This is a genomic window from Nocardiopsis kunsanensis DSM 44524 (assembly GCF_000340965.1).
Lineage (GTDB): Bacteria > Actinomycetota > Actinomycetes > Streptosporangiales > Streptosporangiaceae > Nocardiopsis > Nocardiopsis kunsanensis.
This window is the reverse complement of sequence record NZ_ANAY01000059.1, coordinates 1-11561: the sequence shown is the minus strand read 5'-3', so window position 1 is coordinate 11561 and position 11561 is coordinate 1. Positions and strand designations below refer to the sequence as shown.

Below are 11561 nucleotides of genomic sequence, written 5' to 3'. Positions count from 1 at the left end.
CGGACTCTTGCCACCCGTGTTGTCACCGTACGTGAGCGATGCTTACCCGGAAAGGCTCAATAAGTGAAAATATGTCAGGCCACACCGGCCATGAAGTGGTGCCGGCACAGAGTCGTGTACGACTCGTTCCCCCCGATGTGCACCTGCTCGCCCTTGTACACCATGACCCCGTCCACCACTCGGGCGTTGTGCGTGGCCCTGTTCCCGCACCAGCAGCGGGCGTAGACCGGCAGGACCTCTATCTTGTCCGCCAGCTCCACCAGCCTCTTCGACCCGGGGAAGAGCTGCCCCTGGAAGTCCGTGAGGATCCCGTAGCAGTACACGTCGATCTTGATCCCGTCGACGACCCCGGCCAGCTGCCCCACCTGCTTGTACGACAGGAACTGTGCCTCGTCCACGATCACGTACGGCACCCCGCGTTCGGCGATGTCGTCGTACAGGTCCAACAGGTCCCCGATCTCCTCGGCGGTCGCCTTGAGCCCCAGCCGTGAGGAGATGACCCCCGAGCCGGCCCGGTCCTGTTTTGTGTAGAGCACTCCCTCACCCCCGCGGGAGTGGTGTTCCTGGAGGGCCATGGTGCTCTTACCCGAGTTCATCGAACCGGTGAAGTATTTGAGCTCGGCCATGCGTGGGGTCTTTCTGGGTCCTCGGTCCGGGCTGTGGTGGTGCGGGGGCTGTTGGCGGACCGTGTCGCCGACGTGCGGTCCGGTGCTCGCTTGTCGACCCGTGGTCGGGCCAGCAGCGAACATACCAGCGAGACCTCGTCATCCCGCCCGGAACGGCGCGGCCCCTTCGGTCTCAACGCTCACCGGCCCGACGGCCGGGCAGAACCGGGAGCGCTTCTCGACCGATCCTGAGCCGGGGGCGCCGGAAGCCGAATGCCGGCCCTGCCGGCCAACGGCAGACAGGGCCGGATCCGAGGAAGTGCTACGGGCGGTCCCACGGGCCCGGCAGCGGACCCCCGGCCTCCAACGAAGCCGTCAGGGCTTCCCACCCCGACCAGGCGTCACGGAGAGCCTGACGGCATGTCGCCGCGTCCCCGGTCGTCCTCAGTTCCTCGCTCACACTGTCGTAATCGACGTCGGCGAGCACCATCCCGGTTACCGACACGAACGTGCCAGTGGCCGACCAGCGAGCGGGAAGCTCTCCACCGTCGCGGAGTATGCGGTCGAGACGACCGAAGCAGACGTCTGCGGTGTTGAGCGCGGTCGCCGCCTCTCGGCCGTCCCAGCGGCGCGACAGCACCCGGGTCAGCACGGCCACCAGCGCGTCGACGTCGGTCGTGGGCAAGTGTCCCTGCTCGGCGGGGGTAAGCGTGCCCGCTTCCTGGGGCGTATCCGCGAACGTGCCCACAAGGTCCGCGTCGACGGACACGGGCCCGTCCTGGTTGCGGCACGCGCTCTGGTGGCCCGGTTCGAAGTCGCAGGGGAAACCGCTGCCGTCCTCGTTGTGGGCTGCGCGCATGTGGTCGGAACGCGTTGCCGGTGAGGGAAGGGTGGTACCCCCGCCCGTGGTGAATTCGTGTCCGCCTTCGTGTCCGTGCCTGCCAGGGCAGAACGCTTCCCCTCGGAAGCCGGGGAGGGTGAAGGTCCACCAGCCGCACGCTTCGTAGTCGTAGTTCATCAGGCGGCCCTTTCCGTGAGGGTGGAAAGGTCGAGGGGTACGGCGATCCCCAGCCAGTCGCGGTCGACCGCGGGATGGGCCATGTTCCGCTCATAGGCCCGGTAACTCGGCCGCACCAGCGCGGCAGGCGGCTCGACCTCTCGGGGGCCGACCACGGGGGGCATGGCGGGCAGGGCCGTACGGGCAGGGCGTCCATCGACGGGCTTGCGCGGGGCCGGAACCAGCGGGGCCGGTTCGGTGCTGCTCTGCGCGGTCGCGGGCGCCGACGGCGCGAAGCGTCGTACCCGGGTGGACCGGCGCCGACGGACCTCGGAGGCCACCGCACGGAAGTACCCGCATGGGTCCGCGTGGAGGCCGTCCGAGGGGCGGAGCAGGCGGATGATCGCGAAGACCAGGGCAAGTAGGCTGTTCACGGCAACGCTCCTTCCAGCGTTGTCCAGCGGCCCTGGACGTGACGGCGTCCGGGGCCGCTTTATTTGGTTCTGAAGTTAGGACCCTACCGTGCCCTAGTGATGTTCTGCCAGCCCTACTGCGGCACCCTAGGTATCCATGCAGGCCACAGCGGCCTACTGTGGAACCATGAGCACCGAAATGCCGCACATCGACCCCAAGGGGCCAAAGCTCGTGTACGTGGTCATCGCAGACCACATAGAGGCCCGGATCAAGGCCGGAGAGTTGAAGTCCGAGGACCGCATTCCCGGGGAGATCGACATAGCGGCTAAGTACGAAGTTGCTCGCATGACCGCCGGACGCGCCGTAAAGGAACTCCGGGAGCGCGGCCTTGTGCACACGGTTCGCGGAAAAGGGACCTTCGTCGTTTGAGTCCCGCCCCGGCTCTACCGGAGGGGTGCACCGACCGGGGCCGACTGATCCGCGCGGCCGTTGAAGAGGGGGTCGCCAGGTGCCCGACCACCCTGGAAGGCAGGAGAACACCCCTCCCGCGGTCGTCGGCCGAGGGCGGACCGCCGCAGGGTCTCCAGGGGCCGGCGCCGAGAACGCAGGTACAAGTACAGCGCCCCCATCCCGAGAAGGAGAGCTGAACCGTGCCCGACCCCATTCGTGTGGCTGTCCTCGGCGCCGGAGGCAGGGGAGCGGAAACCTACGGCCGCTGGTTCACCGAACACCCCGAACGCAGCCGCGTGGTGGCCGTCGCCGAGCCCCTGGAACACCGCCGCGACACCTTCGCCGACCGCGCACAGGTCCCGCCCCGGAACCGGTACGCCTCCTGGCACGGCCTCATGGCCGACAGCGCCCGCCTCGACCTGGACGCGGTCGTGGTGGCCCTACCGGACGAGGACCACGTGGAACCGGCCGTCGCGGCGGCCGAGCGCGGGCTGGCCGTCCTGCTGGAGAAACCCGTCGCCCCGGACCACGGCTCCCTCCTGGACCTGCAGGAGCGGCTCTCGGGCCTGAAGCCGCGCATCGCCGTCGCGCACGTGCTGCGCGAGACGCCGTTCTGGCGTTCGGTGCAACGGGTGGTCTCCTCCGGCGCGATCGGCGACCCGGTCACCATCCGCATCGAGGAGAACATCGGGTTCTGGCACTTCGCGCACTCCTACGTGCGGGGCAACTGGCGCCGGGCCGACACCTCCAGCCCGATGGTGCTGGCCAAGACCTGCCACGACCTGGACATCATCCGGTGGCTGGCCGGCCGTGCACCGGCACAGGTCTCCAGCATGGGCAGCCTCACGCACTTCCATCCGGACAACGCACCCGAAGGCGCACCGACGCACTGCGCGAAGGGCTGCCCGGCGGCCGACACCTGCCCGTTCCACGCCCCGCGGTACTACGCCGACGCCCTCGCCGACGTCGACGGCTGGCCGGTGGCCCTGTTGGGGCCGGACGTGAGCCCGCAGGGCCGGACGGCGGCCCTGGAGAACGGCCCCTACGGTCGGTGCGTCTACCGTTCGGACAACGACGTGGTCGACCACCAGCAGAGCCTCTTCTCCTTCCCCGGCGGCCTGACGGCCACGTTGACCACCTCGGCCTTCACCGGGGCCAACACCCGCACCTTCCAGATCACCGGTACGCGCGGAGAACTGTCCGGACGCATGGAGAGCGGCGAACTGCGGCTGGAGAGTTTCGCCCCCGGCCCGCACGACCTCTCCCACCTGGGCGAGGACATGCGGGTGTCCGCCAACGGCCCGCTCGGGCACCCCGTCCACGAATGGAACGCGCTGCCGCGCAGCTCCGGCCCGGCCGACCACCGCGGCCACGCCGGGGGAGACGACGCCCTGACGGAGAGGTTCGTCGACGCGGTGGCCTCCGGCGACTTCGAGGGCCACGTGGCCACCACTCTCGAAGCCTCGCTGGACAGCCACTGGATGGCGCTGGCGGCCGAACACTCCCGGCTGACCCACCGCACGCTCACCTGGGAGGAGTTCCGCACCTGAGAACCCCCGCCGGGGCCGGCCGCCCCCACCCCCGGAGGAAGAAGGACCCCAGGGCGGTGGACCACCTTCCCCGGGCGCGGCTTCCCCGCCCAGGAACTCGGCGGGACGCCCGCCGGCAGCAGCGCCCGCCCCACAGCAGCACCACGACCGGCGGTGCGGGGCAGGTGAGCGCCCGCCCGACAACGCCCGCCCATACACGCGCGTCCCATCTGCCATGGCACGGGACCGCCGTGACCACAACACCGGGACAGCAACAGGAGGATGCCGGATGGGGCACGAGCCCACCGAACGCAGAACACCCCGACCGCACGCCCGTGCCGGGGCCGCCGCAGTGGCCGGGATGGCCACCGCCGTGGCGCTGGCCTCGCCCGCACAAGCCCAAGAGAACTGGGAACACATCCACGGAACCGTCGAACAGGGCGGCTCCTACACCGCGGTCGCCGCGACAGCGACCGACGAGGTATGGGCGTTCGGCAGCGACCCCGAGGACTCCGAGGCCCCGCGGATCGAGCGCTGGGACGGGCAGCAGTGGCAGGAGGAAACCGCCCCGGACGGCCTGACCTCCCCTCCCGTCGCAGCCGAAGCCGGCCCCGACGGCCAGGTCTGGGCGCTCGCGTACTCCTACGACGCGGGCACTTCGGCCGCGCACTACGACGGGGAGTCCTGGACGGCTTCCGCGATCGACTTCGCCCCCGAGATGGAGCCCACGGCCCTGGCCGCCGTGGGGGACGGCAACGCCTGGGCGCTGGCCGCTTCCGCCCTCGGCGAGACCGAAGCGGTCTACTTCGACGGCCAGGAGTGGACTTCCCAACCCGCCCCGACCGCCGACGAAGGGCTGGGCGTCGCCGAGACCGGGGAGGTCTTCGCGGTCGGCGGCCAGGGCGAAGAGCTGATCGTGGAACGCTGGGACGGTGCTGACTGGGTCCCCGAGGAGATCCCCCAGGTCGACAACCCCAGCGGCGAAGCCGCGGCCTCCTTCAACGACGTGCTGGTGCGCAGCGCGGACGACGTGTGGGCGGCGGGCAACATCAGCTGGAAGGACGCCGACGAGAAGAACCACTACCGACCGGTGCTGGCCCAGTACGACGGCACCGAGTGGACCGTCCAGGTCGGTGAGGAAGAGGGCACCTACGACGCGGTCGCCGACGACGGCGAGGGCGGACTGTACCTGTCCTACGGCGCCTGGAACCCCGCGATGGAACACCGGGACGCCGACGGCCGGGTCACCCGCCAGGAGCTCGTCGCGGACGACCACGACCTCGTACTCGGTGGTCTGGACAGCCTCCCCGACGGGGCGGGCGCCGTTCTGGCGGTCAAGTCCGTCGACAAGGGCGACCCCGACGTGTCCACCGGCCACGGCCGTGTCTACGGAACCGGCGCCTGGTACTGATCCCGCATCAGCCAGGGCTCACGGGCCAACCCTGACCCACACGGAACCAACCAATGAGCCTGTCCCGCCCGATTCGCCGGGCGGGACAGGCTCATTCTCCACGGCCTGGCGGTGTCAATTCGTTGAAGCAACACTCTCGCTGTCATCACCGGTCCCGTCGCCGAGAAGCATCCGGTGGAAGACCTCTTGAGGCGTGTAGAAGCCCAAGCACGCACGGGGTCGGGTGTTGAGCTCCTCGGCGATCGCGGTCGGATACGGCTGGTGCTGGACGATGTCGGTGCCCTTGGGCAGGTACTCGCGGATCATGTGGTTGGTGTTCTCGTTGGTGGGCCGCTGCCAGGGCGAGTGGGGATCGACGAAGAAGACCGGCAGGTCGGTGGCCACGGCCGCGTGCCGACCCATCTCGGTGCCCTGGTCCCAGGTCAGCGACTTGCGCACCAACGCCGGCAGACCTTGGACGTGGTCGATGAGCACATCGGCCACATGGTCGGCGCTCTTGCCCTGGGGCAGAGCCAGGATCATCGTGAAGCGGCTCTGGCGATCCACCAGCGTGATCACCGCGCTCTTGCCCTCCTTGCCCACCAGGAGATCGCCTTCCCAGTGCCCGGGGACCCGGTGGCCTTCGGCCTGGTCGGGGTGCTCGCGGGTGGAGCGCATCCCCACGATCCGCCCGCCGGCCAGGCCGTTCTTCCTCCGGGGCGGCGGGCCCCGCGCTTGGAGGGCAGCATCATGCCCAGGCGGACCGGCTCGCCCTCGGGCAGGGCATAGATCCAGGTGTGGAACGCTTCGTGGCTGATGCGTTCACCGTCGGCGGGGATGGAGTCTTCCATGGGTTCCACACTCTCGCCGCCGGCTTCCAGCTTCAACCGGCCCGCGATCTGACGGGGCGTGCGCCCGTGGCCCAAATCGTGCAGCACGCGGGTGCGCAGCACGGGTTCGGTGTCCATATGCCGGTCCTGGGGGCGTTTGCGGCGCCTGTCAGCGCGCTTGTGGGCGGTGGTGGCCCGGTAGCCGCGCTTGCTGGTGTTGCGGGCCAGCTCCCGGCTGACGACGGAGGCGTCCCGGCCGATCAAGCGGGCGATGGCGCGTACACCTTCCCCGCGTGCATACGCGAGCGCGATCTCCTCGCGTTCAGCGAGGGCGAGCGTATGTCGTGATTCTGATGAGCAACCCCTATGACCTGCGGTGTTGCTACGAAGCTATGAAACCACCCTGTGACGCTTGTCCGGAAGTGGCCACGAGCCAATCAGTGCGGGCACAAAATACCATTTCAACCTGCAACGATCTCCGGAGCGCCGTGGTCCACCTCGAAACTTGCCTTCTGGGGAGGGATGGGGGCTAATGTTCGTTACGTTGAATCCTCAACTCTATCCCCCGAAATCCCCCTGATACTCCAGTTGTAGATCTGGTTTGTCATGGTTCTCGGGTGGTTTGTCTGCGGTAGTGGCGCTACCGGGCGTTGGCTTGGTGAGAGCGACTGAACAGCGACCAGCCCAACACGTGCTCGATACCGGGCTCTGTGGGGAACAGAGCGTTGAGTAGATGGGCGGTCTCGTTGCAGGTCAGCGCGATCAACGCCCCCGTAGACCGAATCTGGCGGCCTTCGATGGCGGCCATGGCCGCCATCGAAGGCATGAGCCCACATCGCGAACAGGCTCCACCGGTGCCAGGACGTCCAGCTCCTGACCTGGTGTTCGTCCAGCCCGGCCAGGCCCTTGCCCTGGCCGAAACCCTCCTCGACCGTCCACCGGCGCCCGGCAACGGTGACCAACCGTTGCAGGGGCACGGCCTCGGGTGCGTAGCACCGGTAGAAGGCCAGCTCGCCCGTGGTGCGGTTGCGGCGCATGAGCACCCACCGGTATCCGCCATCACACATCTCGGCGTCGATCAGGGCCCAGTCGTAGAAGCGCCGGCCTTCGGCCCCGTCGCCGACCGAGCGCCGCTGCCAGGCACAGGCGTGTGTGAGCACCGCCAGTTCGGCGACCGTGGCCGGCCCGCGGGGCAGGCTGATGCGTTCGGTGCGTGGCACGGCCACCACGTAGCCGACCCGGTGTTGCTCCAGAGCTTGGCGCAGCGGGGGGATGGCCATGGACCTCGTCGGCGGCCACCCACGTGGCGGGTGTGCCGTTGGTTCGGGCGTTGGTGATCATGTGGTGGGCGAGTTCGGGCTTGGTGGCGAAGCCGATGCTGTCGGGAACACGGGCCGTTTGCAGGCGCTCGGGCTCCTCGGTCCAGGACCGGGGCAGGTAGAGGCGGCGATCGATGAGAGCGTGCCCTGCCCGGGTGGTGTAGGCGAGGTAGACCGCGACCTGGGCGTTCTCGATGCGGCCGGCGATGCCGGGGGGACCTCCCGGCCGCGTAGCGGCTGGGGGCGATTGGCGTTGGACACCGACCGTTGCGGTGCCACGCCCACCTCCGGTCCTGCTGTGTTCCGGTGCTGCTCTGTCCCCGAGGCGTGGCCGGTTCGGTTCCGCACCGGTTCGAGGACCGTAAACCGGGGTGACATAATGGGGGAACCCGCTCTTGCCAGGCGTTATGGATCGGATGCGTCCCTGCGTTCGGGCCGGGACGCCCCGGTGCCGACGCCATGGTGTGCGGCCTCCGGGGCGCGATGCCCGGCGCGCACCGTGGTGGGGAAGACGTGCGTTCCACCGAACGTCCCCCGGCTCCCTTCCGAAAGCCGTGGCGTCCCTCACCGAAACGGCAGCGAAGGTTTCGGACGGACCACGGGTGAAGTCCTGTGCAACCGGAAAATGATTGTGGCCCATGGTGGCCTGAATCGTCCGAGAGTGGTGTGCTCGGGGCCTCCTGGGCCGTTCGGGCGTACTGTCGGTAGGTGCCTCGACCAGGCCCCGACCTGCTCGGAACCCGCTGTACCCCACGGTGCGGGGCCGTGGGAGGTTCGAGGGCCGACGTACGGGCCTTCAAACGTGTTTCGATATATTTGGACCCTCTGTGTCTGAATGAGGGGTGGGAATTGCCGACGGGAACAGAGAGCCTCGCGGCCCAGGTGGACCGAGTGGTGAGCACTCGATGGTTCAGTAACATCCTGCTCGCCGTAATTCTGGCCAACGCAGTGATTCTGGGTGCAGCCACCTACCAGAATGAGGCGCTCCCTTATTTGATCATCGCCGAGCGGATCATCATCGCGATCTTCGTCGTGGAGATGGTGCTCAAGCTCTACGCGTGGCGGTGGTCCTTCTTCAAGGGCGGATGGAACTGGTTCGACCTGTTCGTCGTGGTCATCTCCGTGATCCCCGCGACCGGACCCTTCGCGGTGCTGCGTGTACTGAGGGTCCTGCGGATACTCCGCATCATCACCGCCGTCCCCCAGATGCGGCAGATCGTCAGCGCCCTGTTCAAGTCCGCGCCCGGAATGGGGACCGTCATCGGGCTGATGCTGGTCACCATCTACACGTTCGCGATCCTCGCCCAGCAACTGTTCGGCGAGACCGTGCCGGAATTCTTCGGGGACCTCGGCACCACCCTGTACACGCTGTTCATGGTGATGACCACGGAGGACTGGCCGGACGTCTCCGACGCGGTGCTGGAACACCATCCGATGGGGTGGATCTTCTTCGTCGTGTACATGGTGCTCACCGCGTACATCGTGTTGAACCTGGCCATCGGCGTCATCGTGGCCGCGATGGAACGCGAGGTCAACGACGACCGGTGGAAGGAGGACCAGGTACTGGAGGAGGAACAGCACCAGTCCGTCATGGACCGCCTCACCGAACTCACTCAGCAGGTCGAGCACCTGTCCAGAATCGTGCAGACCCGGAGCGGGGACCCCAGCGGTGGCACACACGCCTATGGACGCGGGCCGGACGGTTCCTGCGGACCGGGGGAGAGCCCTGCGGACTCCGACGGGGACAGCCGGACCGAAGGACCCGGGGAAGCGGCCAGGGACCCCCACGAGGAGGAACAGCAGAAGGCCCGCCCGACTCCTCCTCCGGACACCGGCGCTGAGCAGGACAGCCCCGGAGTGAACGAGGACGAACCCGACGAGGCGGCCGAACCCGCCCCGAGCGGAAGTGGCGGGCGCCAGCACGGAACCGGCTGAGGCGGACGAGCGTCCGATCACCGTCGTCCCCGTTCCGGGGCATCCGGCGCCACGGGCGCTCCGGACGCTTTCGGGACCGGGACCGCGGCCCCGGGGCCCGGGAACTCAGCGGGCGCTCTCCCGGCCTCGGCGCCGCGCACGCGGACAGGCGGCGGCGCCTCGGTGCCGGAACCCGCCGGCCCGCTGTCCGGCCGACCGAGCAGGGACAGGGGCGGCGACTGTGCCGGGGGTGCCCTCCGGGGGCGCGCCCCCGGCACAGCCTGGAACAACCCCCGCGAGTGCGGGGAGCACTCTTCCTGACCTGCATATCTACCTGCGAGTAACCTGGAAATCTGCAACTAGTGCCGTGGCCGGAAGCGTCCGCCCGGGTGCGTTCACGCCGCGATGGATCGCGGTCTGCCTCCCTAGCGCAGACCTTTCTCGCTGCGCACCCGGTGCACGCGCGCGGCGTTGGGCTGTGAGCACGTGCGGGTCGCGGGCGGTGAATGAGGAGCGTGAGTCCGGCCAACAGGTCCTCAGTGTCCACCTCCGGCCCCGTAAACAACTTGTTGGAGATCTGAGGCATCCAACCAAGTATGAGCCTGAGAACCAGTACCCCCCGCACTCTCCACCGGGCGGCAGCGGTCATTGCCGCCACGTCCGTGACCGCGGTCAGCCTCATACCCGCGGCTGGCGCTGACACCACCGACCGCGAAATCACTTCCTTCGAGGTCAGCGTGATCCTCATCGAGGATGGCGCAGAGGAAGACAGCATCAGCGTGACCGAGCAACTGACCTACGATTTCGGCGCCGAGGACGGTGCTCCGATGGAACGCTGGTTGCCGCACTCGGGGACTGTCGATGGCGGACCCGAGCGTGACTTCGGACTGCAAGACGTTGAGGTGACGGAGGCAAACGGCGTTCGATACGAGATCGACGAGGGGGATGACGCAACCACCGTGCGCATGGGCGAGGAGAGCGGTAACGACTTCGAGGGTGAACAGCCCTTCGAGATCTCCTACACCTACAACGATCTGCTGGAAGATGTGGGCTCGGTACGCCCGCGGTTGGCCCTGGACGTGGTCGGCGAAGAGTGGGAAATCCCGGTTCGGGACGTGTCCGTCTCGGTCTCCACCTCCCGCCTTGGCCAGGTTCAGAGGGTCACATGCGTGAGTGGTCCCCCAGGGTCGACCGAGGAGTGTGATCCCGGTCAGAGCGACGACGCGGCCCAGGAATCAAGCGTGGTCCAGGACGAGGTCGCCCCCCGGGAGGCAATGAGCATCGAGGTGGAGTTTTCCCGCTCGGCACTGGACGCTACCTCTGGAGCGTCGGGCGATCCCAGCATTCCGAGGCTCGATCACCCGGCCAGGGGAACTGAAACGTCGGAAGCATCGGACACTTCTTCCGAAAGTGACGTGTACCCCGTTTTGGGGTTCCTGTTCGTCACGGGAATGATCATTTTCGCCTTCATAATGTTGGCCAGGGGCAGTCAGGGTCAGGGCGGCCGCTGGGGCAGAGGCGGCGCAGCCGGGGATAGCTCAGAGTTCGGGAGCGGGAGCAGTTCCGGCGGTGGATACGGCGGTGGATACGGCGGTGGAGACGGCGGAGGTGGCGGCGGTTTCAGCGCCGGCGACGGCGGTGGAGGCGGTGGCGGCAGCTGATCCCGCAGCCCGGGAAGAGCTGTGCGGGACGTTGAACAGGACGGTGCTTCGACGGGGGCTCACCCGGAGCTGAGCAGTGCGGAGCCGACGTTCGGGTTCTGCACGATTCAGACCGTCGCCGAAAAGCACGCCTACCTGCGGTGGCGCAACACGGGGCCATCCCCGCGTGCGCGGGGAGCACGACAGGGATGTGGCCGGTAGGGCACGGGAGGGGGGGCCATCCCCGCGTGCGCGGGGAGCACTCTTCCTGACCTGCATGTCTACCCGCGAGTAACCCGGAAATCTGCAACTTGTGCAGGTCCAGGCAATAAGCAGATAACAGCGGCAGGTTCAGGAAACACAGCGCCCAGTATGCAAGGTCCCCTTCCCGAAGAACAGGCCCCGGACACAGATCCCTTTTCATCCTGCTTCTCGGATTTGAAGTACGAGCACAGCTCGGGTGATCTCTCCGG

Annotated in this window: 10 protein-coding genes and 1 pseudogene; 5 read left to right on the top strand and 6 right to left on the bottom strand. The window is 68.1% G+C overall.

Annotated elements, in window-relative coordinates:
• Nucleotides 1–74: 74 nt before the first annotated feature.
• The 3 genes from D456_RS0123050 to D456_RS0123040 form a co-directional block, all read right to left on the bottom strand.
• Nucleotides 75–626 carry a thymidine kinase gene (locus D456_RS0123050; protein ID WP_017578542.1) on the bottom strand — a complete coding sequence of 184 codons (552 nt, stop codon included), beginning with the start codon at nt 624–626 and terminating at the stop codon, nt 75–77.
• A gap of 301 nt (nt 627–927) precedes the next feature.
• Nucleotides 928–1623, bottom strand: a complete 696-nt coding sequence (locus D456_RS27225) for a hypothetical protein (RefSeq protein WP_017578541.1) — start codon at nt 1621–1623, stop codon at nt 928–930.
• Nucleotides 1623–2036 carry a hypothetical protein gene (locus D456_RS0123040; RefSeq protein ID WP_017578540.1) on the bottom strand — a complete coding sequence of 138 codons (414 nt, stop codon included), beginning with the start codon at nt 2034–2036 and terminating at the stop codon, nt 1623–1625. Before D456_RS0123040 ends, D456_RS27225 begins: the two co-directional genes overlap by 1 nt.
• Before the next feature lie 166 nt (nt 2037–2202).
• Here D456_RS0123040 and D456_RS0123035 point away from each other — a divergent pair, with 166 nt between their 5' ends.
• From D456_RS0123035 to D456_RS0123025, 3 genes are all read left to right on the top strand, one after another.
• A complete protein-coding gene (locus tag D456_RS0123035; protein ID WP_017578539.1) occupies nt 2203–2445 on the top strand; it encodes a GntR family transcriptional regulator in 243 nt (80 codons plus the stop codon).
• Nucleotides 2446–2666: 221 nt separating this feature from the next.
• Nucleotides 2667–4016, top strand: coding sequence for a Gfo/Idh/MocA family protein (locus D456_RS0123030; protein ID WP_017578538.1), 1350 nt, complete (start codon nt 2667–2669; stop codon nt 4014–4016).
• A gap of 268 nt (nt 4017–4284) precedes the next feature.
• Nucleotides 4285–5406 (top strand): hypothetical protein, encoded by a 1122-nt coding sequence (locus tag D456_RS0123025; RefSeq protein ID WP_017578537.1) that lies wholly within the window; start codon nt 4285–4287, stop codon nt 5404–5406.
• Between the two features lie 114 nt (nt 5407–5520).
• Here the strand turns inward: D456_RS0123025 and D456_RS28145 are convergent.
• The 3 genes and pseudogenes from D456_RS28145 to D456_RS28105 all read right to left on the bottom strand — a co-directional run bounded on the left by D456_RS28145 (nt 5521) and on the right by D456_RS28105 (nt 8174).
• Nucleotides 5521–6527: pseudogene (locus D456_RS28145) on the bottom strand (IS30 family transposase).
• 328 nt (nt 6528–6855) lie between these two features.
• Nucleotides 6856–7041 carry a hypothetical protein gene (locus D456_RS28110; protein ID WP_017578534.1) on the bottom strand — a complete coding sequence of 62 codons (186 nt, stop codon included), beginning with the start codon at nt 7039–7041 and terminating at the stop codon, nt 6856–6858.
• 233 nt (nt 7042–7274) lie between these two features.
• Entirely contained in the window at nt 7275–8174 is a 900-nt protein-coding gene (locus D456_RS28105) for a transposase (RefSeq protein ID WP_083904682.1), read from the bottom strand.
• Between the two features lie 254 nt (nt 8175–8428).
• Between D456_RS28105 and D456_RS0123010 the strand changes: the two genes are divergently transcribed.
• Both D456_RS0123010 and D456_RS0123005 read left to right on the top strand, forming a co-directional pair.
• The gene (locus tag D456_RS0123010) at nt 8429–9469 is read left to right on the top strand and encodes an ion transporter (RefSeq protein ID WP_338036335.1); all 1041 of its coding nucleotides are present in this window, start codon (nt 8429–8431) and stop codon (nt 9467–9469) included.
• Between the two features lie 641 nt (nt 9470–10110).
• Nucleotides 10111–11109: a DUF2207 domain-containing protein gene (locus tag D456_RS0123005; RefSeq protein WP_193373860.1), complete on the top strand. Its 999-nt coding sequence runs from the start codon at nt 10111–10113 to the stop codon at nt 11107–11109.
• Nucleotides 11110–11561: the final 452 nt, after the last annotated feature.

Bases quoted from the DNA above. Each gene is read 5' to 3' on its own strand.
- D456_RS0123050 (WP_017578542.1), bottom strand. From the start codon at position 626: ATGGCCGAGCTCAAATACTTCACCGGTTCGATGAACTCGGGTAAGAGC.
- D456_RS27225 (WP_017578541.1), bottom strand. From the start codon at position 1,623: ATGAACTACGACTACGAAGCGTGCGGCTGGTGGACCTTCACCCTCCCC.
- D456_RS0123035 (WP_017578539.1), top strand. From the start codon at position 2,203: ATGAGCACCGAAATGCCGCACATCGACCCCAAGGGGCCAAAGCTCGTG.
- D456_RS0123025 (WP_017578537.1), top strand. From the start codon at position 4,285: ATGGGGCACGAGCCCACCGAACGCAGAACACCCCGACCGCACGCCCGT.
- D456_RS28110 (WP_017578534.1), bottom strand. From the start codon at position 7,041: ATGCCTTCGATGGCGGCCATGGCCGCCATCGAAGGCCGCCAGATTCGG.
- D456_RS28105 (WP_083904682.1), bottom strand. From the start codon at position 8,174: ATGGGCCACAATCATTTTCCGGTTGCACAGGACTTCACCCGTGGTCCG.